This window comes from Spiroplasma chrysopicola DF-1 (assembly GCF_000400935.1).
GTDB lineage: Bacteria > Bacillota_I > Bacilli_A > Mycoplasmatales > Mycoplasmataceae > Spiroplasma > Spiroplasma chrysopicola.
Window position 1 is genome coordinate 427,484 of sequence record NC_021280.1, and the last position, 23,981, is coordinate 451,464.

At 32.3% G+C, this 23,981-nt stretch carries 17 protein-coding genes, 7 tRNA genes and 3 rRNA genes; 23 read left to right on the forward strand and 4 right to left on the reverse strand.

Translation table 4 applies throughout. The features are described 5' to 3' along the window. Positions 1-95: 95 nt before the first annotated feature. The 9 genes from SCHRY_RS01970 (at position 96) to SCHRY_RS02010 (ending at position 2,458) form a co-directional block, all read left to right on the forward strand. Positions 96-1,040: a hypothetical protein gene (locus SCHRY_RS01970; RefSeq protein WP_016338798.1), complete on the forward strand. Its 945-nt coding sequence runs from the start codon at positions 96-98 to the stop codon at positions 1,038-1,040. 178 nt (positions 1,041-1,218) lie between these two features. After that, positions 1,219-1,294 (forward strand) — tRNA-Val (locus SCHRY_RS01975). 5 nt (positions 1,295-1,299) lie between these two features. Continuing rightward, positions 1,300-1,375 (forward strand) — tRNA-Thr (locus SCHRY_RS01980). Positions 1,376-1,379: 4 nt separating this feature from the next. Beyond that, a tRNA-Tyr gene (locus SCHRY_RS01985) sits at positions 1,380-1,463 on the forward strand. Positions 1,464-1,472: 9 nt separating this feature from the next. Continuing rightward, positions 1,473-1,547, forward strand: a tRNA-Gln gene (locus SCHRY_RS01990). A gap of 16 nt (positions 1,548-1,563) precedes the next feature. After that, positions 1,564-1,639 (forward strand) — tRNA-Lys (locus tag SCHRY_RS01995). Between the two features lie 7 nt (positions 1,640-1,646). Then, positions 1,647-1,733 (forward strand) — tRNA-Leu (locus SCHRY_RS02000). A gap of 70 nt (positions 1,734-1,803) precedes the next feature. Then, positions 1,804-1,877: transfer RNA gene (locus tag SCHRY_RS02005), tRNA-Gly, on the forward strand. 65 nt (positions 1,878-1,942) lie between these two features. Beyond that, positions 1,943-2,458 (forward strand): DxFTY motif-containing membrane protein, encoded by a 516-nt coding sequence (locus tag SCHRY_RS02010; RefSeq protein WP_016338799.1) that lies wholly within the window; start codon positions 1,943-1,945, stop codon positions 2,456-2,458. Here the strand turns inward: SCHRY_RS02010 and SCHRY_RS02015 are convergent. Further along, the gene (locus SCHRY_RS02015) at positions 2,455-3,246 is read right to left on the reverse strand and encodes a phosphotransferase (RefSeq protein WP_016338800.1); all 792 of its coding nucleotides are present in this window, start codon (positions 3,244-3,246) and stop codon (positions 2,455-2,457) included. The genes SCHRY_RS02010 and SCHRY_RS02015 overlap by 4 nt on opposite strands. A gap of 66 nt (positions 3,247-3,312) precedes the next feature. Between SCHRY_RS02015 and rdgB the strand changes: the two genes are divergently transcribed. The 6 genes from rdgB to rrf all read left to right on the forward strand — a co-directional run bounded on the left by rdgB (position 3,313) and on the right by rrf (position 10,215). Next, the gene (rdgB, locus tag SCHRY_RS02020) at positions 3,313-3,927 is read left to right on the forward strand and encodes an RdgB/HAM1 family non-canonical purine NTP pyrophosphatase (RefSeq protein ID WP_016338801.1); all 615 of its coding nucleotides are present in this window, start codon (positions 3,313-3,315) and stop codon (positions 3,925-3,927) included. Next, positions 3,906-4,427, forward strand: a complete 522-nt coding sequence (locus tag SCHRY_RS02025; RefSeq protein ID WP_016338802.1) for a tRNA (cytidine(34)-2'-O)-methyltransferase — start codon at positions 3,906-3,908, stop codon at positions 4,425-4,427. Before rdgB ends, SCHRY_RS02025 begins: the two co-directional genes overlap by 22 nt. 70 nt (positions 4,428-4,497) lie before the next feature. After that, positions 4,498-4,845 carry a single-stranded DNA-binding protein gene (locus SCHRY_RS02030; RefSeq protein ID WP_236608000.1) on the forward strand — a complete coding sequence of 116 codons (348 nt, stop codon included), beginning with the start codon at positions 4,498-4,500 and terminating at the stop codon, positions 4,843-4,845. Positions 4,846-5,299: 454 nt separating this feature from the next. Then, positions 5,300-6,819, forward strand: a 16S ribosomal RNA gene (locus SCHRY_RS02035). Between the two features lie 307 nt (positions 6,820-7,126). Continuing rightward, a 23S ribosomal RNA gene (locus SCHRY_RS02040) occupies positions 7,127-10,040 on the forward strand. 68 nt (positions 10,041-10,108) lie between these two features. Further along, a 5S ribosomal RNA gene (gene rrf, locus SCHRY_RS02045) occupies positions 10,109-10,215 on the forward strand. Together the 16S, 23S and 5S rRNA genes form the textbook arrangement of a ribosomal RNA operon. A gap of 270 nt (positions 10,216-10,485) precedes the next feature. Here the strand turns inward: rrf and SCHRY_RS02050 are convergent. Both SCHRY_RS02050 and SCHRY_RS02055 read right to left on the reverse strand, forming a co-directional pair. Beyond that, the gene (locus tag SCHRY_RS02050) at positions 10,486-11,661 is read right to left on the reverse strand and encodes an IS3 family transposase (RefSeq protein ID WP_016338804.1); all 1,176 of its coding nucleotides are present in this window, start codon (positions 11,659-11,661) and stop codon (positions 10,486-10,488) included. Positions 11,662-11,771: 110 nt separating this feature from the next. Continuing rightward, positions 11,772-12,575, reverse strand: coding sequence for a GNAT family N-acetyltransferase (locus tag SCHRY_RS02055; protein ID WP_016338805.1), 804 nt, complete (start codon positions 12,573-12,575; stop codon positions 11,772-11,774). 215 nt (positions 12,576-12,790) lie between these two features. Here SCHRY_RS02055 and SCHRY_RS02060 point away from each other — a divergent pair, with 215 nt between their 5' ends. From SCHRY_RS02060 to recD2, 4 genes are all read left to right on the forward strand, one after another. Beyond that, positions 12,791-13,264, forward strand: a complete 474-nt coding sequence (locus tag SCHRY_RS02060; RefSeq protein WP_016338806.1) for a hypothetical protein — start codon at positions 12,791-12,793, stop codon at positions 13,262-13,264. 154 nt (positions 13,265-13,418) lie between these two features. Then, entirely contained in the window at positions 13,419-14,978 is a 1,560-nt protein-coding gene (locus SCHRY_RS02065; RefSeq protein WP_016338807.1) for a hypothetical protein, read from the forward strand. Positions 14,979-15,040: 62 nt separating this feature from the next. Next, complete coding sequence (gene mnmA, locus SCHRY_RS02070) at positions 15,041-16,174, forward strand: tRNA 2-thiouridine(34) synthase MnmA (RefSeq protein WP_016338808.1); 1,134 nt, start codon at positions 15,041-15,043, stop codon at positions 16,172-16,174. Between the two features lie 15 nt (positions 16,175-16,189). Further along, positions 16,190-18,343: an SF1B family DNA helicase RecD2 gene (gene recD2, locus SCHRY_RS02075; protein WP_016338809.1), complete on the forward strand. Its 2,154-nt coding sequence runs from the start codon at positions 16,190-16,192 to the stop codon at positions 18,341-18,343. Here the strand turns inward: recD2 and SCHRY_RS02080 are convergent. Then, entirely contained in the window at positions 18,333-18,800 is a 468-nt protein-coding gene (locus SCHRY_RS02080; protein WP_016338810.1) for a hypothetical protein, read from the reverse strand. The genes recD2 and SCHRY_RS02080 overlap by 11 nt on opposite strands. Positions 18,801-19,013: 213 nt before the next feature. On the opposite strand from SCHRY_RS02080, the gene SCHRY_RS02085 reads away from it, so the two are divergent. From SCHRY_RS02085 to oppD, 4 genes are all read left to right on the forward strand, one after another. Next, positions 19,014-19,802, forward strand: a complete 789-nt coding sequence (locus SCHRY_RS02085) for a hypothetical protein (RefSeq protein WP_016338811.1) — start codon at positions 19,014-19,016, stop codon at positions 19,800-19,802. Between the two features lie 208 nt (positions 19,803-20,010). Then, the gene (gene oppB / locus SCHRY_RS02090; protein WP_016338812.1) at positions 20,011-21,267 is read left to right on the forward strand and encodes an oligopeptide ABC transporter permease OppB; all 1,257 of its coding nucleotides are present in this window, start codon (positions 20,011-20,013) and stop codon (positions 21,265-21,267) included. Positions 21,268-21,283: 16 nt separating this feature from the next. Then, positions 21,284-22,273 carry an oligopeptide ABC transporter permease OppC gene (oppC, locus tag SCHRY_RS02095; protein WP_016338813.1) on the forward strand — a complete coding sequence of 330 codons (990 nt, stop codon included), beginning with the start codon at positions 21,284-21,286 and terminating at the stop codon, positions 22,271-22,273. A gap of 15 nt (positions 22,274-22,288) precedes the next feature. Beyond that, entirely contained in the window at positions 22,289-23,980 is a 1,692-nt protein-coding gene (gene oppD, locus SCHRY_RS02100) for an oligopeptide ABC transporter ATP-binding protein OppD (protein ID WP_016338814.1), read from the forward strand. Position 23,981 lies beyond the last annotated feature (1 nt).

Here is a 23,981-nt window from a genome sequence, read left to right on the forward strand (position 1 = left end):
GGTTTTTACAGACAACAATAATGAAGAGGTTGCTAAAAATTATTTTTCAGATATAATTTACCTTATCATTTAAAAAAAAGGAAGTGATTAATTTAATGAGAACGTTAGGATTTGGCTTTACAAGAATTTGAATTGTTTTATCAAGTTTATTTGGAATCATTGGAGTTTTATTTTTAGCAGGTTATTATTTTTATTTTTGAAGTAATTACATGAATGGTCAAATAACAGGAGATCTTAATACTTTTCAAACTTTATTTATGAATTCATGAGAAGATTTAGGAACTTATCGGTTACTATTTTTAATTATTATTGTTTTTACTTTAACAACAACATTAATTTGCAACATTGGTTTAATTCGCTATGCAACAAGTGGGACCGATGCTGAATTATCCGCAAATAAATGAAGTTTAGCAGTTTTATCATTGTCATTAGGAGGCGTTATTGCGCCATTTGCCTTAACATGATTACCAAATACTGATGTAAAAGCAACAAAAAATGCCCGTGTTACAATTGTTCGTTATTTAGGAACAGGTTGAATGTTAGGAGCAATTGGAACTATTATTGCAATTGCTACTTTTATGGGAATGACAAATAATTCTGGTTTTGCAACAGCAAGTGCTAAAAATACTTTTATTGCTGTGATAACTATCTTAGCAGTTGTGGCTAGTTTTAGTTTAGTTTTTGTGCCATTCTTTTATAATCCTAAAACTGTTGATCATATGATTGCCCAAACAAGTTTAGGAAAATGATATCGTTTTGTTTCAACAGTATATACTGTTTTTGCAACAATTTTATTAGTAATTCAAATTATTTTAGCAATTTTAAAATTAATTGAAGCATTTGGTCGTATTTTCTCAAACCGTCAAAATGGTTTCCAAGTCTTCTTGAATATTTTAAATTTCAGTTTTATGTTAATTGGAACATTGTTTATGATCTACTTAATTACATCGGTAATAAAAGGATTATGACGAAGCGAAGATGATTATCTAATTTCAATTCCACAGTACCAACGTGCTGCGCAAATGCAACAACATAACTAAACAAAGATTTAAGCAAAATAATTCATAGTATTATTTAATATGAAAGTTTGCTTTTTCTTTCCTTAAAATTAAAATTTTTAAAATATTTTTGAAAAGAATTAGAAAATAATTGACAAAAATAATGGTTTTATATAAAATAATAAAGGTTTTAACACAATACAAAACAGCATTGTGTCATCGGGTGTTAGCTCAGTTGGGAGAGCGCCTGCCTTACAAGCAGGTGGTCAGCGGTTCAAGTCCGTTACACCCGACCATTATTGCTGGCTTAGCTCAACTGGTAGAGCAACTGACTTGTAATCAGTAGGTTGGGAGTTCAAGTCTTCTAGCCAGCACCATTTTGGAGGGGTAGTGAAGTGGCCAAACACATCTGACTGTAACTCAGCTCCTTCGGGTTCGGGGGTTCGAATCCCTCTCCCTCCACCATTATTATGTTGGGCTATCGCCAAGCGGTAAGGCAAAGGACTTTGACTCCTTCATGCGCTGGTTCGAATCCAGCTAGCCCAGCCATTATTTAAAATATTATCTCCTGTTAGCTCAGTTGGTAGAGCTGCTGGCTTTTAACCAGTAGGTCGTAGGTTCAAGTCCTGCACAGGAGACCATTTATATGCCCGAGTGGCGGAATAGGTAGACGCAACGGACTTAAAATCCGTCGGTTGTTTGACTGTACCGGTTCAAGTCCGGTCTCGGGTACCATTTTTTTAAAAAAAATGATTGACATCACTAATATCAAATGGTATATATTTAGTTGGATATTAGTTTATATGCGGGTGTAGTTTAATGGTAGAACTTCAGCCTTCCAAGCTGACTGTGAGGGTTCGATTCCCTTCACCCGCTCCATTATTTTAATTGTTGTAAGAACAATTTTTTTTATGTTAAAATTAACAAAAAGTTGAGGTGAAAAAATGAAAGTAATTGATAATAAAAATAAGGTTGAAAGTAGTGAAAATAATAATATTTCCCCGGTTGTTCAACATGAATTAGATTTTCAAGCAACACGAACAGTTTTCTGAAAAAGTTTCTTGTTTTTAATCATTGAAGGTGTTGCACCATTTTTAGTTTTATTTTTATTATCATCCCCAGATCTTAAATTTGTTCACCATTATGAAGTTGGGGTTGGCATTGGTTTTGGTTTAGCTTATATAATTGGGGTCTTTTTATTAACTTTATTAGGGTTTATTTTAAAAGGCCATCAAGCTGATCAATTTATTTATACAACAATTTTGTCTTGAACATTATATGGCTTATATTTAACTGGTTATTGATGAACTTGAGATAATATTTTATATCGTTGCTTAGTTGCTTTTGGGTTTTTACTTGTGTCTGCCTTTTTTGGAACCTTTTTATCGGTTTGAATTCGCAATATTAGTGGGGTTATTAATTTAAAAAAAAAGGCGAAAAATAATAAACAAGAAGGTTAGAAACGCTGACCTTCTTGTTTTAGTTTTTGATATTTAGCTAAGATAATGTCATAAAAAATGGGATTTTGTCGTTCTTGGTACATGTAAGTAGCTCAGTAGATTCATAAGATATTTTGATAATTAATTCATGCTGCTAGTTTTTCTTTTTCTTGAGGACTAAGGTCAAAAAAAGTTAATCAAAGGTTAATATCTTCTTGCTTTGTTAAGGTTTCGGAAATAAAAGAGCCAATATCAAATAAGCGATCATTATACATGGCATATTCAAAATCAATTAGGTACATTTTATTTTTGCTAATTAAAAAGTTCCCAGGATTTAAATCGTTATGACAAAGCACAAGGTCTTTTGTTGGTGTTGCTAATTTTTGGTAGTCAATTGTTTTTTCATAGCCAGTTAAGTCAACTAATGGGGTTTTAATTTTGACTTTAAAGTTATTTAAGAATTGTTTGGGATTAAAAACAACGTCATTGTCAATTTTGATTGCTCAGAGGTTTTTTAATAGCGTACTTGCTTCTTTTAATAAACTGGGTGTTAAATTATTTGCATCAATTGTTGTACTATTTGTTAAATAGTGACTAACAAGATAAAAATTATTTTCTTCAAAACCATAATCAACAATTGGGATTGTTCAAGGTGTTGTTTTTAATGCTTCTAAAACTTTAATTTCATTTTGGTGATCTAAATAGAAAGCGGTATCTGGTAAACTATAACGAACAAATAAATTATTATTGGTTAAATAATTTTGATTGGTAATTCCTAAAGCGAGTTTTTTTCAACATTTATATTTCATTTTTTTCATTCCTTTATTTAAATTATTATACAATATATTTGTAAAAGAATTAAAAAGGGGAGTACAATGCACGAAATTTGAATTGCAACAAATAACAAAAATAAGGTGTGGGAATTTACAGCTATTTTTGCTGAAATGAATGTAACTGTTAAATCACTATTAGATTTACCAACAAAAATTGACATTCCAGAAGAAGGAACAAGTTTTTTTGAAAATGCATATCAAAAGGCCGCTTATTTAGCTCATAAAATTAATAAGCCGGTTTTAGCGGATGATTCAGGTTTAGAAATTATTGGGTTAAATAATTTTCCTGGTATTTTTACAAAACGCTGGGCTTTACCAATCACAGATAATAATTTAATCAATCAAATGTTAATTGATAAATGTGAAAATTTAGTTGATCGCTCAGCGCAAGCAGTTTGTACTTTGGTATATTTTAATCCTTTAAACGGAAAAAAAGGTAGTTTTACCGGAATTACGAAAGGGGAAATAACATTAATCCCCATTGGTGAAAATAACTTTGGTTATGATCCAATTTTTAAAGTACAAGAATTAAATAAAACCTATGCGCAGTTAACTTTAACGGAAAAAAATCACTATTCTCATCGTGCAAAGGCAGTTAACCAATTTAAAGAATGATGAAAAAAGGAGGAAGAAGGATGACAAGTACCAAAAGATTAAATATTGTTTTATTTGAACCAGAAATTGCCCAGAATGTTGGGGCAATTATTCGAACTTGCGTGGCGGTAAATGCTAAATTACATATCATTGAACCGCTGGGGTTTATTTTTGATAGCCGCTTTGTAACGCGTAGTAGTGCTAATTATATTGAGTACGCTGATTATCAATTATACAATGATTGAGATCATTTTGTCAGTTTAAACCCAATGGTAAAATTATATTGTGCAACACGTTATGCTAAATTTCCTCATAGTAAAGTTGATTTTGCTAATTGCTCTGACCCTATTTTTATTTTATTTGGGCGTGAATCAACGGGGATTCCAACAACCATTTTAAAAGCCAATTTAGAACGTTGTTTTCGAATTCCAATGAGTGAGCATGTTCGTAGCTTAAACATTGCTAATACCGTTGGGATTGTTGCTTATGAAGTGATGCGGCAACTAGATTATCCTGATTTATCACAAGTTGAAATTCAAAAGGGAACAGACTATTTAGAATAGTTCATTATGTAATAAATAAATCTTTTTCCGATTTTAAATTTAGTTATTTTTATAATAAGAAAGTATTAAGGTGGGAAAGAGAAAGGATGATGAAATGAACCAAGTAATGTTGGTCGGACAAGTTGAGGGTAGTTATGAGATTGTTTATGACAAAAAAGAGTCAGAACGTAAATTAATGAAGTTTTTATTAAAAGTACAAAGACCATTTAAAAATCGCGATGGGCATTATGATAATGATCTAGTTAATATTAAAGTATGAACTAATAATATTGATGATTTAGATATCAGTTTGCAAGATAAAGCCATGATTATTGTGAAAGGACGTGTGCAGTCTTATCGTTCCAATAATTATGATGATGATATTTATTATAATGAAATAATTGCTGACAAGGTGACATATTTAAACTGTTTAAATTAAAAGTTAATTATTACAATTCCTAATCTTAGTACAAAAAACCATTATTTTAATGGTTTTTTCTTATTTATTTTTTTATTTTACCCCTAAATATGGTTATTATTGTTTGCGAATTGGTAATTGTGGTTTTTTCTAAAAATTTTGTAAAAAAAAACAAAAAAAATGTTAAAAATGCTTGCAAATTAAATAAGATTTTATATACTTATAGATGTGCAAAGATAGAACAGAGTCGTAAGACCTTAATTTACACATTCAGTTCATAATTTTAAAAAAACAATAAATATTTTAAAAAAATTACAATATTTGTTGACATTAGGTTTAGAATTTTGTATGATTTGTAAGGTGTTTTATTCGCACTAAATATAAAACGATCTTTGAAAACTAAACATAACAACAAAAGATAATCATTTTAAATCAATGAGTATCCGTCATTATAGCTAGGACAAATATACAATTTTTTAATGAGAGTTTGATCCTGGCTCAGGATGAACGCTGGCGGCATGCCTAATACATGCAAGTCGAACGGGGTGCTTGCACCCAGTGGCGAACGGGTGAGTAACACGTATCTAATCTACCCATTAGCGGGGGATAACAGTTGGAAACGACTGCTAATACCGCATACGACATTTTCTGGCATCAGAGGATGTTAAAAGGTCCGTTTGGATCACTAATGGATGAGGGTGCGGCGTATTAGCTAGTTGGTGGGGTAATGGCCTACCAAGGCAATGATACGTAGCCGAACTGAGAGGTTGATCGGCCACATCGGGACTGAGACACGGCCCGAACTCCTACGGGAGGCAGCAGTAGGGAATTTTTCACAATGGGCGAAAGCCTGATGGAGCAATGCCGCGTGACTGAAGACGGTCTTCGGATTGTAAAGGTCTGTTGTAAGGGAAGAACAGTAAGTATAGGAAATGATACTTATTTGACGGTACCTTACCAGAAAGCCACGGCTAACTATGTGCCAGCAGCCGCGGTAATACATAGGTGGCAAGCGTTATCCGGATTTATTGGGCGTAAAGCGTGCGCAGACGGTTTAGCAAGTTTGGGGTTAAAACCTGGAGCTCAACTCCAGGTCGCCTTGAAAACTGTTAGGCTAGAGTGTAGGAGAGGTTGATGGAATTCCATGTGTAGCGGTGAAATGCGTAGATATATGGAGGAACACCAGTGGCGAAGGCGATCAACCGGCCTATTACTGACGTTTAGGCACGAAAGCGTGGGGAGCAAATAGGATTAGATACCCTAGTAGTCCACGCCGTAAACGATGAGTACTAAGTGTCGGACTAAGTTCGGTGCTGCAGCTAACGCATTAAGTACTCCGCCTGAGTAGTATGCTCGCAAGAGTGAAACTCAAAGGAATTGACGGGGACCCGCACAAGCGGTGGATCATGTGGTTTAATTCGAAGCAACGCGAAGAACCTTACCAAGGCTTGACATCCAGTGCGAAGCTGTAGAGATACAGTAGAGGTTAACATTGAGACAGGTGGTGCATGGTTGTCGTCAGTTCGTGCCGTGAGGTGTTTGGTTAAGTCCAGCAACGAACGCAACCCTTGCCGTTAGTTACTCCATTAAGTTGAGATACTCTAACGGGACTGCTAGTGCAAACTAGAGGAAGGTGGGGATGACGTCAAATCATCATGCCCCTTATGTCTTGGGCTACACACGTGATACAATGGCCGGTACAAACAGTTGCGATCTCGCAAGGGGGAGCTAATCTGAAAAAACCGGTCTCAGTTCGGATTGAGGGCTGCAACTCGCCCTCATGAAGTTGGAATCGCTAGTAATCGCGAATCAGCAATGTCGCGGTGAATACGTTCTCGGGTCTTGTACACACCGCCCGTCACACCATGAGAGTTGATAATACCAGAAGTCGGTATCCTAACCGTAAGGAGGGAGCCGCCCAAGGTAGGATTGATGATTAGGGTGAAGTCGTAACAAGGTATCCGTACCGGAAGGTGCGGATGGATCACCTCCTTTCTATGGAGTTATACTTTATAGTAAATACGGCTATAATGAAGTTATGTTTAGTTTTCAGAGATTAGTTTCTCTGAATTAATCGAAATTGAACAAGTAGTTAAATTTTGATTAAAAATTGTTCTTTGAAAACTGGATAATAGACATCTAGTTATTTCATTTTTAATGAAATAGCAAAATAATTCAAATTTTCTGTTATTAAAGTAATTTTTAAATTAATAACTAAAATTTCACAGTTATATTTTGTAAATGATTCTCAAAAAAATTATAAAAACCTTGATTAATTTAATTAATTAAGCAATGATCAAACTTTGAAGTTACAAAGGGCGTATGGTGAATGCCTTGGGAATAGGAGACGATGAAGGACGTGACTACCTGCGATAAGGTTCGGGGAGCTGGAAGTAAGCTTTGATCCGGACATGTCCGAATGGGGAAACCCGGTGAGATTAATCTCTCATCATCCTATAATGAATAAATAGTTATAGAGAAGGTATACCTAGGGAATTGAAACATCTTAGTACCTAGAGGAAAAGAAAGCGAAAGCGATTCTCTTAGTAGCGGCGAGCGAAAGGGGAACAGCCCAAACCAACTTATGTTGGGGTTGTAGGACCACATTAGTAGAGTTACAAAACTTGTTTATAGTAGAAATGGTTGGGAAACCATGCCACAGAGGGTGATAGCCCCGTATACGAAATGAACAGGACTCGAAGTGGAATCCTGAGTACGGCGAGACACGTGAAATCTTGTCGGAATCAACGCGGACCACCGCGTAAGGCTAAATACTACCTATTCACCGATAGTGAACCAGTACCGTGAGGGAAAGGTGAAAAGCACCCCGGGAGGGGAGTGAAAAAGTACCTGAAACCATATGCCTACAAGAAGTCGGAGCCCGTTAATGGGTGACGGCGTGCCTTTTGTAGAATGAGCCGGCGAGTTATGATAGCATGCAAGGTTAAGTGGAAGACACGGAGCCGTAGTGAAAGCGAGCCTTAATAGGGCGTTTAGTATGTTGTCATAGACCCGAAACCAGGTGATCTAGCCATGAGCAGGTTGAAGTTGAGGTAAAACTTAATGGAGGACCGAACCGACGTTCGTTGAAAAGACCGCGGATGACTTGTGGCTAGGGGTGAAATTCCAATCGAACCTGGAGATAGCTGGTTCTCCCCGATATAGCTTTAGGGCTAGCGTCGAGATGAGCAAATTGGAGGTAGAGCACTAAATGTATGATGGCCCCACCTAGGGGTACTGAATGCAATTAAACTCCGAATGCCAATTTTGTATACTCGGCAGTCAGTACATGGGTGATAAGGTCCATGCACGTAAGGGAAACAGCCCAGATCATCAGCTAAGGTCCCAAAATTTATGCTAAGTGTGTAAGGATGTGAAGTCGCTTAGACAGCTAGGAGGTTGGCTTAGAAGCAGCCACCCTTTAAAGAGTGCGTAACAGCTCACTAGTCGAGTAACTTTGCGCCGAAAATGTACCGGGGCTAAGCATAATACCGAAGCTATGGGTTTTGTATAGTAATATACAGGGCGGTAGGGGAGCGTTCTAACAGGGATGAAGGTAGACCGTGAGGACTGCTGGACTGGTTAGAAGTGAGAATGCCGGCATGAGTAACGTTTGAGGGTGAGAATCCCTCATGCCGTTTGACCAAGGTTTCCTGGGCAAGGTTCGTCCACCCAGGGTTAGTCAGGACCTAAGGCGAGGCCGAAAGGCGTAGTCGATGGACAACAGGTTGATATTCCTGTACCACCATATAGAGTGATGGAGTGACGGAGAAGGATAGTATATCCCGGTTATTGGATTCCGGGCTAAGCACAAAGAGGGTAAGGTTGGCAAATCCGCCTTGCATAACCTTGAAGTGTGATGGGGAGTGAACGGTTCGCCTAGTAACGAAGTATATGACTCCATGCTTCCAAGAAAAGCTTCTAGCGTTAATCTATAAGGTGCCTGTACCTAGAACGAACACACGTGGTCAAGGAGAGAATCCTAAGGCAAGCGAGATAACTGTAGCTAAGGAACTCTGCAAAATAGCCCCGTAAGTTAGCGAGAAGGGGTGCTCATAGCAATATGAGCCGCAGTGAAGAGGAAGGGACAACTGTTTAGCAAAAACACAGCTCTCTGCAAAGTCGTAAGACGACGTATAGGGGGTGACGCCTGCCCAGTGCTGGAAGGTTAAGGGGATTAGTTAGCATTAGCGAAGCTTTGAACCGAAGCCCCAGTGAACGGCGGCCGTAACTATAACGGTCCTAAGGTAGCGAAATTCCTTGTCAGGTAAGTTCTGACCCGCACGAAAGGCGTAATGATCCCTTCGCTGTCTCGGCTGCAGACTCGGTGAAATTTTAGTACCTGTGAAGATGCAGGTTACCCGCAACTAGACGGAAAGACCCCATGGAGCTTTACTATAGCTTGATATTGGGTTTTGACATAGTATGTATAGGATAGGTGGGAGACTTTGAAGCAGCAACGCTAGTTGTTGTGGAGTCATCCTTGGAATACCACCCTTGCTATGTCGGAATCCTAACCTAGATCTGTTAGCCAGATCAGAGACAGTGTCAGGTGGGTAGTTTGACTGGGGCGGTCGCCTCCTAAAATGTAACGGAGGCGCCCAAAGGTACCCTCAGTATGGTCGGAAATCATACATAGAGCGCAAAGGTAGAAGGGTGCTTGACTGTGAGACTTACAAGTCGAACAGGAGCGAAAGCTGGGCTTAGTGATCCGGCGGTCCCGCGTGGAAGGGCCGTCGCTCAACGGATAAAAGTTACCCTGGGGATAACAGGCTGATCTCCCCCAAGAGTTCACATCGACGGGGAGGTTTGGCACCTCGATGTCGGCTCATCGCATCCTGGAGCTGAAGTTGGTTCCAAGGGTTGGGCTGTTCGCCCATTAAAGCGGTACGCGAGCTGGGTTCAGAACGTCGTGAGACAGTTTGGTCCCTATCTGTTGTGGGCGTAGGAAGTTTGAAGAGATCTGTCCCTAGTACGAGAGGACCGGGATGGACGCACCGCTGGTGCTCCAGTTGTCACGCCAGTGGCACAGCTGGGTAGCTATGTGTGGAAATGATAATCGCTGAAGGCATCTAAGCGAGAAGCATACTTTAAGATGAGACTTCCCATCCTTCGTGGAGTAAGACCCCTTGAAGACGACGAGGTTGATAGGTTGGGTGTGTAAGCACGGTGACGTGTTCAGCTAACCAATACTAATAGGTCGAGGACTTCAATGAAGAACCCATTTACAAAATAAAAGATTGTTTATTATCTAGTTTTGAGAGGATAATCCCACTCAGCATAATCTGGTGCTTATGGCATAGTGGTCACACCTGTTCCCATCCCGAACACAGAAGTTAAGCACTATTACGCCGACGATAGCCGCAAGGTGAAAATAGGGCAGTGCCAGGTTAGTAAAAAGGATTCTTGTAAATAAGAATCCTTTTTTATATTATAGAATTAGGTAAAACAGTATTATTATCAATTGAAAAAGGACCTTTAGCAAATCAATCACTAGCTGAGGGGTATTCGGAATTTTTTAAAGCAAAGATGGAATTAGCAGCAGCAGGAACCCATGATGGGGCTTGCGGTTGTGGAAAACCAGCTGATGTCAAAGTGTATTTATGAAGTGAATAGTAATAAAAAAATAACCTAGCTGAATATGTCAAGAAAAATAGACAATTAAAAAGTTACTTGAAGGGATGATTTTCTGTATTGAACAGGACTCATTCCTTTTAATTTGGCTTGTGGTCTAAAATTATTGTAAAAATAGATATATTTAGGTAGATTTTCAATAATTCATTTGGCTGTTCGTTTTTTTCTTTTTATATGATATAAAAATTCAGTTTTCATAGTACCAAATCATGATTCTGTATGGGCATTATCATAAGAGTTTCCACATCTGGACATTGAAATCGTAATTCCAAGATAATTGCATAATTTTTCATAATCAGAATTTGTATAATGAAAACCTTGATCTGATTGTAGAACTCAAGTTGATGGCTTTCCAGCTTTTACTCAAGAATTAATTATGTTTTTAAAGACAAATTCTTTTTCTAAATTATTACTGATTTGGTAGTCCAAAATTTCATTAGTATGAAAGTCTTTTACTATTGATAAAAAATAGGTTTTGTCGCTTGTTAATAAATATGTTATGTCTGTTCCTATTTTTTGATTAATATCTGTGGTTGAAAAATCTTGATTCATGATATTTTCATGTCTTTTGTTACCAGAAGATAATTTATAATTAAATTTTTTTATTCTAATAATTGATTTTAAATTCATATTTTTCATATATCTATAGACAATATGAGGTTTTAAATTTCAATTATATAGTTTATTAATAATTAGTGTTAACATATTATATCCATAAATTTTCTTAAAAGTTAGAAATAACGTTTTAACTATTTTTGCAATTGTATTATTCCATTTATTAAAAAGTTTCATTCCAGCATTAAATCATTTATAATAACCAGCTCTAGAAACATTTAAAATTTTGCATAAATATTTAATCTTGTATTTTTTCTTTAAGGACCAAATCGTTTGAAATTTCTTCTTTTTCGATTTGGGCAAGGACTTTTTTACATCTTGAATCATTTCAATATACTCAATTAATTCTTTTTTTGTCATTAATTCAAAATTAAGATTTTTTGGACGCCCTGGTCGGCGAATTCCTTTAGATTGTAGACCATTTCCTGGTTCTAACGCTTTTTCTCCACTAATTTTAACTGCCTTTTTTCAACGAGATAAAGTTGGTGTTGAAATTTCAAATTTTTTAATTGTTTTTGCTCAACCATTTTCTTTGTAATATTTTAAAATATTAAGTTTTTCGTTTTTTGTAAATCATTTTGTTCCCATAATAAAAGAATACCTTTCAATAAAATTATGACACATAAGTAACTTTTTATGTGTCTATTTTATTTTAGGTATTCAGCTTGGTTATTTTTTTATTATGTTAATTTTTAAAATTAGTAATTCATTGTATAAACATTAATATAGACTTCTTGTTCAACAAAACCTAATTTTTTATATAAAGGAAAACCATCTGGTGTCGCAATTAATCCGACTGTTTGATAACCTTTTGTTTTAGCATAATTCAATAAATGAATTAACATTGCTTTGGCAAAACCTTGTTTTTGAAAGTTTTGATGGGTAGCAATATCATCAACAATTGCTAACTCTGATTCCAAGTATAAATTCCCGGTAGTTGCTGGTTGGTTATCTTGCGTTAAAATTGTAAAATAGCTAATTTTTTCATCTTGATTAATTTCAAAAAGGCTTTGATATTTCGCTAAATCAATTAGGGCCAAATCAAAAGCATTATGAATAACATTTTTAACTTTTTTAACATCTTCAGGACTATTTATTGTTTGAAATGTGATATTTTCTGCTAAATCATTAGTCATATTAAAATTATTTAAATCCAAAAGCATTACTTGGGCTGTTTCAAAGTGTTCTAAACCCTGTTGTTGGTAAAAATCGCGGTCAAGTTGCTGATTATCTTCAGTGATTGTACATCATGTAAAAGATTCATTTGCCTCATGGTATTGTTTAATAATTTTTTTGGCTTGTTCTTGTTGAACGGGTGTCAAAATGTATGAGCTTATCACAATATTTAAATTGCTTTTTGATGCTAAGGAATCAATATGATGGATTTGTAGGTCTTGATCAACATTAATTTTTTGCTTTCCGTTATCATGTTTAGGGTCTGTCATATAAGTAATGAAATTGGCAATTAATTGGTTAATTTTTTTGTTATTAAAGTTAAGCATTTGTCTTCCTCCTATGTTATTATTTTATCATTTTTCCGATCTTTTGCCTACTGGTTCAATTGAAAGTAAAAAAAACTTAAAACCTTGATTTTTTTAATTATTGATAGTTTATTAAGAGTTTTTATACACATTTTTTCTTTTTTTGATATAATTAATTTGTTCTAAGCAAGAATAACATATGAAAAATAATTAAGAAAGTAAAAGGAGTTTTTAGAATGGCGGTAAAAAAAACAGTCGCTCAAGCACCAACTGCAAATATATCAGATTTAATTAATCAAATTATTAATGAGGGTAGTGATTTACAGACAAAAGATGAGGTTCAAGCAATTCGCGAAAAGCAATTACATGAAGAATGAATTAAGAAAAATAATGAAGCATGTATTCTTGAAGCAAAAAAATGAGAAGCTAGAATTGTAGCTGCAAAAGAACGCGAAAAAAAACTTGCAGCGAAAAAAGCAGAACTTGATAAGGTTGATGTTGAAAAAATAGCTAAGTTAGAAGAACAACAAAAACAAGAAATTATTAAGAATAATGCTTTATATGAGGAAAGAACTAAAAAACAAATTAAAATGTCAAATATTGCTCGTGTTAAAAATGCAATGCGTGCTAGAAAAAGCATTTTATCAAAAGAATCTTGAGAAAAAGAATCTCAAAAATGAGAAAAATTATTGGATCAAGTTTCACGCTAATAAAGAACTAGGATTTTATGCTAGTTTTTTTTTTTTTTTTTAAATAAAGGCCTGAATTAAAAGGGCATAACCCTGTTGGGAGGGGACTGTTAAAAGCCTTTATTTTCTGGTATAATATTAAAAAGTAAGTTCTTTATAATCAAAGGTGAGCTAGATGAAAAGTAATGAAATTAAAATTTTAGATGTAAAACCATTTAAAAAACAAGTTAATATCACTAAAGCAGAAGAAGTAGTGTTGATTCCTGAGCAAATTAATGTTCATAATATGAATCACCACTTTTTTGTCCAAACAAAAACCCCATTAAAGTCGAAAGCTGTTCCAATTAAAGCAAATAAAGAAACGCCAGCGCGCTTTGAAAAGTTTAATAATAAAGAAATTAAAGATAATAACCAAAAATCAGTTATAAATAATAACTTATCTGTAGCTAAAACAATTGGGGATGCTAAAAAAAATGATAAAAATAATATTTATAACCAAGCCCGATTAATTGCTAAAAAAATTGTTGCTGGGGAAAAATCAAGTTTGAATTCTTCTAATAACAATTTAAAAAAAGTAAATCAAGATCTATTAAGACCTATTTCAAACCCAGAAGCAAAAAATGCTGGACATATTAAAAAAACGAAAATTCAACCTGTTATTGCCGAAAAAGATTATTTAGCACCAGTTCCTAATTTAGTTGATCAGTTTACAAAAGTGGAGGAAAAAATCGTTTCATCCCCAAATATTTTTAAAAAATCAACAGGTTCTTCAATAATAACACCGAAAACCCATCATAATTTAGCAAAGCTTTTTCCATATTTTCGCAATAATGATAGTTTAAAAAGTCAAAATACTAACGATATCATGGAAAAATATCAGTATAATAATGATAAATTTGAAATTGATATTAACAAACGACCAAATTTAAAAGTTGTGACCCCTGAACAATCTTTTGCAAAAGCAATTGGAGAGTTACCAAACCAAGAAAATCTAGCAAATAATAAATATCGGGAATTAACCTCTGATGGGGAAAGTGATGTCAATCAAATTAATAATTTTTATGCTAGTTTATTTAGTCTATCTGAAGACGAAATAGGGGTTAAAAAACAGCAAAAACAAAATAAAAAAGATAATAAAGTTAATATTAATGATAAAAATAACCAACAATTACATAATACCAATCCTTCGTTTGGTTATAATTATATGGTGAAGGTTCGTAATAATGGAACACAAAAAATTAAAAGAGTTTCAAAACATAAAATTATTAAATGAAAAAATCCGCTATTTTTTATTGGCCGTATTTTCACTTTAGTAGGGTTTTGTGGGATTTTAAGTTTAATTTTACTTGCTAATATTATCCCAACGAGGGGCTTTAATTTTTTCCCCGTAATGGAAGATTTATTAGGTCCAATAAAACTAGGTTTTAACCCAAATTCATATTTTAATTCAGCCAAGGTTTTTAATCTTATTGTCATTGCTCTATCTTTACTATTCGTTATTTTACCAATTTTATTTGTTCAAGACCACCGAATCTGATTAGGATATGTCTTAATCATTAATGGTGTATTTGTCGTTTATTTATTATTTATTCTGATTTATCAATATGTATTATTAATTTCAGCAATTAAGATTGAATTTTTATTTAGTGAAATTGCGCTAGTCGGTTGTTTAATCATTAGTCAAATCTGTTTTAGTTTTGGGATAAAAACTTATTTTTCTAAAAAGAGCATGTAAGAAAAGATTGCATTTCTTTACAAAAGATGTTTAAATTACCTTAAACAAAAAAGGGGATTAATATGAAAAAAGTTATTGTGGGCTTATCAGGGGGAGTCGATTCTTCTGTTGCTTTGTATTTATTACAACAAGCAGGTTACCAAGTTGAAGCCTTATTTATGCGCAATTGAGATAGTAATTTAAATAATGATATTTTAGGTAATCAACAAATTAATGATATTATTTGCCCCCAAGAAGTTGATTATCAAGATGCGAAAGCAGTTAGTCAAAAACTAGGGATTCCAATTCATCGTGTTGATTTTATTAAAGAATATTGGGATTATGTTTTTACTCATTTTATTGCTGAGTATAAAAAAGGACGAACACCAAATCCAGATATTTTATGTAATAAATATATTAAGTTTGATTTCTTCTTAAAAACAGCTTTAGAACAATATCATGGTGATTATATTGCAATGGGGCATTATGCTCGTGTTACCTATAATGAAACTTTACAAGAATACCAATTATTAAGAGGAGTTGATGCTACAAAAGATCAAAGTTATTTTTTATGTCAACTTTCCCAAACTCAGCTCGCAAAAACATTATTTCCCTTAGGAGATTTAACAAAACCAGCAGTTCGTACTATTGCTGAACAATTAGGATTACCAACTGCTACTAAAAAGGATTCAACTGGGATTTGTTTTATTGGTGAACGTGATTTTAAAAAATTCTTAGAAAATTACATTCCAAACCAAGTCGGTGATATTGTTGATATTGAAACAAATAAAATTTTAGGTCATCATTCTGGGGTAATGTATTACACAATTGGTCAACGTCGTGGTCTTAATTTAGGAGGAATGGCGCAAGCTTATTTTGTTGTTGGAAAAAATGTCGCTAAAAACATTTTATATGTGGCAAATAGTTCGGAAGAACAATGACTGTATTCAAACAGTTGTTTAGTTAATGATACAAATTGAATTAATAAACTACAAACAAATAATTTTACTTGTACAGCTAAATTTCGTTATCGTCAAAAAGATATTCCCGTTAGCGTCGAAATTTTATCACCAACAAGTTGTTTAGTGCGCTTTGTTGAAAAAGTAAAAGCTATTACACCTGGTCAATCAGCTGTCTTTTATCAAGGTGAAGTTTGTCTTGGCGGGGGTGTAATTGAAGCTGCTTATTTAGATGACACAAAATTATGATATTTGTAAATAAAAGGGGAAATTATGACAGTAATTAAAGGTTATTTAAAGTTAATTGTATTTGAATCAGCTAATGGTTATCGAATTTGTAAGTTTCAATTAGAACATGATCGTAATCATCATATTTTTATTAAAGGTTTTTTAATGGAAATGCACCAAGATCAACTGTATGAATTAACAGGGGAAGTAAAAAATAATCCTCGTTATGGCCAAAATTTTGAAGTCCAACAAATTAAAAAAATCATGCCCCAAACAAAAGATGATTTAATTCGTTATCTATCAAGTGATTTATTTCCAACAATTGGGGCCAAAACAGCTGAGGTGATTATTAATCATTTTCAAGAAGATGTCATTAATAAGATTAAAAATAATTTAGCAACATTAAATGATATTAAGGGTTTAACGCCAAATCAAGTTAAAATTATTCAAACAACGTTTAGTAAAATGACCCAAGAAGATGAAATTAATCACTTATTTAGTCAAAATAATTTATCATTACAAATTTTGTCACTATTAAAAACAAAATATGATGTTGATCAAATTATGGCAATTTTACAAAAAGACCCTTATTCATTATTGTTAAAAGATAATATTAGTTTTAAAGCCATTGATAAAATCTTTTTAACGTTTAATTCTAACCCAACCGATTATATTCGAATTGGCTATTATGCTTGGTATTATGCCAAAGAATTTTGTAATAGCACCGGAGATACTTATTTAGAATTAGAACAGTTAACAAAAATATTACAAAAGAATTTTGTTACAGTGACAAAAGAAATTATTTTAGCTGGATTAAAATATGTTAAAAATTTAAATTTATTAATTTTTAAAAATGAAAAAATTTATGTCGCTGAAATTTATCATAGTGAACTTAATATTGCCGCTTTATTAAATAGTTTAAATACTAATGCTGCAATTAGTGTTGATGAGGTTAATACTATTTTTCAGCAAGTTGAGGCGCAAAAACAAATTAGTTATAATTTGCAGCAAGTTAAAGCAATTAAAGAAGCAGTTTTAAGTAATTTTTTATTAATTGTTGGGGGTCCTGGAACTGGTAAAACAACTGTTGTTGATGGAATTGTTAGTATTTTAAAAAAAAGTTTTAAAAATAATAAAATTATTTTAGCGGCGCCAACCGGGAAAGCCGCTAAACGCTTGCGTGATAAAACAAAACAAAAAGCAGTAACAATTCATAAATTATTAAAATATGATCCCTTAACAAATCAATTTTTCCATAATGAGAATAATCCACTTGAAATTGATATTTTAATTTTAGATGAAGTAAGTATGGTTGATACATTATTATTATCAGCCATTGCAAAGGCAAGTTTAAATCTTAAGAAACTTATTTTAATTGGGGATGTTAATCAATTACCATCAGTTGCTTGTGGCGATGTTTTACGTGACATTATTGGTACTGACATTTTTAATGTTGTTCCTTTAACAGAAGTCTATCGTCAACAAGAAGGAAATGATATTTTAGAATTAAGTTATGCAATTCAGCAAGATTATTTTGAATATCATTTTGATAATAAACAAGATGTTAAATTTATCAACAGTAGTAATTCAAATGAAATTTTAAACACAGTTGGGGAGTTATATCAAAATTTAGTCAAGCAACATCAAGGGCAATATGATCAAATTCAAATAATTGCCCCAATGTATAATGGGACCCTCGGCATTAATACCCTTAACAATTATCTGCAAAATAAAATTAATCCTGATTATGGTCAAAAACATTGTAAAATTGGTTATCAAGAATTTCGGGTAAATGATAAAGTGATGCAATTAAAAAATCGCCCTGAATTAGAAGTATATAATGGCGATGTTGGAATAATAGTAGATATTAAACAAGATAAAGATTTAAATAATATTTTAATTATTCAGTTTGATGAGCAATTAATTAAATATAGTCCAGAACTGTATTATGATATTACTTTAGCTTATGCTTGTAGTGTTCATAAGCTACAAGGTAGTGAATATGAATACGTTATTTTTGTCATTACAAAAGCTTTTTGAATTATGTTAAATCGTAACCTAGTTTACACCGGAATTACCCGTGCTAAGAACCAATTATTTTTATTAGGCGAACAACAAGCTTTACATTATGCTGTTAATAATGTTCTTAAAAAGCGTAAAACAACGCTCGGTGAAGTTATTAAAGATTTTAAAGGCTAGTTATTAGCAACATAATAAGACTTGTTGTTAAGACAATGATTGCTGTTGCTAAAATAATTTTTCGCGCTTTTTTAATCGTTGCTTCTTCCTCAGTTAGTGTTGGTTGATAACGGCGCCGTGAATCGTTAAAATATTGGGCTGCTTGGCGGTTTTTTTGTCAGCCAAGGATAAATCATAAGACTAATAAAATTACGCCAAAACCAACTAAAACTCATTCAATTTTTTTGATATCTTTTAGGAAAACAAGGCCAATAATAAAGCTAAAACCAATAATAATTGTGCAAAGACTTAATATAATTAAATAGTGTCAATATTGCAGTTTTTTTCATTTTTGATAATTCTGCAATTTTTCATTTTTATTAGTATTAACTTCCTTAATTGTGGCAGCCACTTCTTGGGCATGCGCTTTTTTTTCGGTTGATCTTAATCCTTTTAGTTTATTTTTTGTTTTTGCCATTTTTTCTTATTCCTTTAATTTTTTTATTATTGTAGTTAAATTTTATAATAAAAAGAGCATTTTCTTGTCTTTTTTAATAATTTTTGAATAAATATTTTAATGTTTAGAGAAATTGACTATTATTTGGCTCTATGCTAAGATTTTAACAATAGAAGTTATGAATTTATTATCATAACAAACTAAGCATACTATTTTGGAAATGAGGAAAATTAAATGATTGCTTTTGAAGATTTTTGAATATTTATTGCTAATTATTGAGAAGGAATTGTTGCGATTTTATCTTTTATTACCACAATTTTATTAGGATTAATTTCTTATAATGTTCAAATTAAAAACTATAAAAAAAACTTATCGCGCTTAATTAAGCGCGATAATAATAGTTTTCGTAAACTAATTAAAAAAACAAAGGTTGATAATAATAGCATTTTATTTAAGAGTTATTTACAAGCAAAAATGGGATTTGTTTTAAATGATGAAAATGGTAATGAAGATAGTCAAAATTATTTTATTTCTTTTCGGGAATATCAGTTAATTAAATTTATTTTTAAAGAAATTCACAAACATTTAGTTAATTTTATCTATATTTTAAAATTGGTTGAAGAGTACCATATTGATCCAACTAATCTAGAAATTTCAAAAAAATCAAAACTACCAGAATGTTTGGAACTATATAAAGGTTTGCTTGATGAAAAAAAAATACCTCCCATCACTGAAAAAGACTATTATATTAATAGTGTTTATGATTTTAGTGGGAAATTAATCACTGAAAATCAAATTGCTGAAGAAACATTACAAGAACAATATAATTTCTTTTTAAAAAATGACCGTGAGGATATGGTAATTTCAGTTTTAATAAAAACAGATAAAAAAGAAGAGCAAAAAACGCCGACAACTAATAATAAAGTTTATTTTTCGGTAAATACAGCTGAAAAACGACATTTAATAAAAGCAGCTTTTAGAACGTTAGAACAAAATGATTATTTAAAAAAAGAAGGAAATTAAGTAAGATTAATTTGCTTTTTTATTTATTTCCACTATTATTCAATTAATAAACTTTTTTTAGAAAATAGTTGTTAAAATTGCAATTATTTTTAAACTATGATATATTTAATTAATATTATATTTTAATATTAAACTTTGAATTATAAGTTAATTATGCAAGAAATCAATACAGGAACTAGATATTTTAACAAAGGAGGTCGAAAATTATATGGCTAATTTTCAGGATAGTGACAAGCATGAAAGGAAGGAAACTTCTTTATTAGAAAGTAACACAGAAATAATTAAAGATAAATTTGCAGATATTGTTGTGGATGATTTTCAAAGTGAGAAAAAATTCTCATTATTAGTTAATTTGAAATATCATTTAAATCTTTATTGACTAAATAGTAAAGAGTTTTTTAATAAGTTCCCATTGCTAGGATACTCATTAAAAAGAATTTTCTTTTCGTTGATAACTTTAATTTTGGCAATTTGTGCAATTTTTATTTTATTAAGATTAGTAACTCCAGATGATACTTATGTTTCAGATATTGATCTTGCTAAATTAAAAATTATTCCAGGATCACCTGAATACAATGCTTTATTGACAGAACGAATGAAAATTTTTGGAGTATATGGATCAATCTGAAGTCAATTAGGAACATATTTACGTAATGTTACGCCATTTATTAAAAAAACATTATTAGTTAATACATATTATGATTCTGTTACAGGTCATTTAACAGGGGATAGTTATGAAACTTGATTTTATTTAGGAACTATTTTCTCAGCAGCGGTTGGTCAACCAGGAGAATTAGTATCAACAGCGTTTGCTCGGGCAATCCCATATTCTTTTGCTTTTGGTTCAGTTACGGTTTTATTAGCATACTTTATCGGTGTTCCTTTAGGAATTATTTCAGCTAAACATAAAGAAAAATCAGTTGATAATGGTATTAATAGTGCAGTTATTACATTATTAGCAATTCCACCAGTTATTATTGTGATTGGAATTTATTTAATTTCAATTTATGTTTTTAGAGCTCATGGATTATTTAGTTCTGGGGGCTTTAGCACTAAGTTTTGACCAGTTGTCGCAATTTTCTTAATGATTGCACCGCCAATTGTCTTAACAACTCGTCGTTATGTAATTGATGAAATGACAGCAGATTATACAAAATTTGCTTTATCAAAAGGAATGTCAGATAGTTATGTTTTCTACATTCATATTTTCCGTAATGCCGGGATTAGAATTTTCCGTGTTTTCCCAACAGCATTTGTTACAACTATTTTTGGAGCAAGTATCTTTGCCGAACAGAACTGGGGAATTCCGGGAATGAGTCGCTTTATTGTCGCTGGGGTTGCGGCGAAAGATTCCTTTGTTGTAATGGGTTATATTTTATTAACCGCGACAGCTGGAATTGCAACTAGTTTATTAGCTGATATTATGATGGCTGTTTTAGACCCACGGATTAAATTAACGAAATAAGAAAGGGAAAGAAAAAATGAAAAATTTTGTTGGTAATGATTGATTTGAATTTAATGACTATGATATCAATAATTTAGATGAAAGTTTATTTGAAATTGTTGGTCCCCAAGAAGAAGCGGTGGAAAAACTATCAACTAAATCATATAGCTATTGAAAAGTTGTCGGAAGATTATTAATTACAAGTAAAACATTTATTATTTGTGCTTTTTTCTTAGCATTAATAATTTTATTAACAACAATTGTCCCAATTGGTAATATTGCCCGTCCATTGCCAGAAGATTTACCATTTCCGAATCAGGAACGACCAATGGCCCCAACATGACAATATATTTTTGGGTTAGGAATGTCAGGGGAAAACTATTGAATTAAAATTTGAATTGGAATGCGAACAACACTATTATTTACTTTAGTAATTGCAACAATACAAATTGTCTTAGGAATTTTAATTGGATCAATTTGAGGATTTTATCGTAAAACAGATATTTGATTTATTGAAATTACAAGATTTTTAAATTTAGTGCCAACGTTAATTTTATGGTTAATAATTATTTTTGCGTTAGGGAAATCCATGATTGTAATTATTTTTGCCGTTTCTATTACCAGTTGGATTGCTTTAGCAGAAGTTATTCGGGTACAAATTATCTTAGTTCGTAATACTGAATATAACATGGCTTCAAAAATGTTAGGAACACGTGGTCACCGTATTATTTCAAAAAACATTTTGCCAAAAATTCTGCCAATAATTATTCAAACAATTTCTTTTGCCGTTCCAATGTCAATTGCAATTGATTCAACATTAAATTACTTTAACTTTGGATTTATTGAAGGACGAGAAAATACAACATTAGGGTTTATTTTAAATGAAGTATTAGCCTCAAGTAAATGACAAGATTTCCCCCACCTATTAATTATTCCAATTGTCTTTATTGCTGGAACATCAATGCTATTTTTCTTATTTGGTAAAGTCTTTGCCGATGTGCTAGACCCCAAAAATCATTATAAATAAAAGGAGTTATAATATATGTCAAACGAAGTAATCATTTCAATTAAAGATTTAGTAATTAATTTTAAAACCAGAGCAAATATTCTAACGGCGATTCGTAATATTTCTTTTGACATTTATGATGGAGAAACATTAGCAATTGTTGGGGAATCAGGTAGTGGAAAGTCAGTTATGACAAAAACTTTTACTAATATGTTAGAAAAAAATGGTTGAATTAATAGTGGAGAGATTATTTATTATCCATCACAAAATAGTTTAGCTGATCAAAATACATATTTTCGTAAGCCAGTTGATTTAGTTGAGTTTAGCAAAATTTCTTTGGAAAATAATTTAATTAAAACTATTTTAAAATATAATCGTCGCTTAATTAAAAGTTTAAATCATCAAATTACTGATTTTAATAAAATGACAATTGCTAATCTTGATGCAAAGATTTTGCAATTAACAACAACAATTAAAGAATTAAAGGCAAAAATAGATTTTAAAGCTTCTCATAAACTTGCCAAAATAATTACTGCCTGCGAAGTGGAGTTAGATAAATTTACTAATTTTAAAATAATTTTAACAGATCAAGAAAAATATGATCAAGCAATCAAACGCTTGCAACAAAAAATTGCTTTAGCAGAAGCAGAAATTAAAAAGGTCTTACGATTAAATTTAAAAGATCGGATCTTTTTAAAGAGTAATTTAAAAATTTTAAAAAACTATCTTGAAAATAATCAGAAGATTAAGGCAAGTCATCAGCAACGAATCTCACGTTATTTTGCGAAAAAACAATTTACAACACCTTTTTTAGAAAAAGTCCAACAATTTAATATTGAGATGTTTAACGGTCAAGAACTTGCGACCCAAAATTTTAATGATTTATTAGAACAATGAGAACCAATTAAGAGTTTTGATTTTATTAATAAAAAAAGACTTGCTAAACAAATTACTAAATTACGGGGACAAACAATTGCCACAATTTTTCAAGATCCAATGACATCCTTAAACCCTTTATTATCTGTAGGATTTCAAATTTCGGAGGTAATTCGTAAACACCGAAAATTAAATCGTGCTCAAGCGAAACAAGAAGCAATTTTATTACTAGAAAAAGTTGGAATTAAAAATGCCAAAAAACGTTATCATGATATTCCTGGAATGTATTCAGGAGGAATGCGCCAGCGAGTTGTTATTGCAATTGCTTTAGCTTGCCAGCCAAAAATTTTAATTTGTGATGAACCAACAACAGCCTTAGATGTTACAATTCAAGCCCAAATTTTGGATTTAATTAAAGAATTGCAAAAAGAATATAAGTTTACGATTATTTTTATTACCCATGATTTAGGAGTTGTTGCCACAATTGCTGATCGTGTCGCGGTAATGTATGCTGGACAAATTATTGAGTATGGGAAAGTTGATGAATTATTTTTTGATTCTCGTCACCCATATACTTGAGCTTTATTATCATCATTACCCCAATTTGGTGCAAAAGGAGAAGAATTATATTCAATTCCTGGGTCACCGCCATCACTTTATACAAAAGTAGTTGGTGATCCATTTGCACCACGGAATAAATATGCGATGAAAATTGATTATTTAATTGAACCCCCAATGTTTGAAGTGACCCCAAGTCATTATGCAAAAACATGACTATTAGATTCTCGAGCCCCAAAAGTGGCCCGCCCAAAACAATTAAAAGATTTAGACAATATTATTCAAAATGATTAAA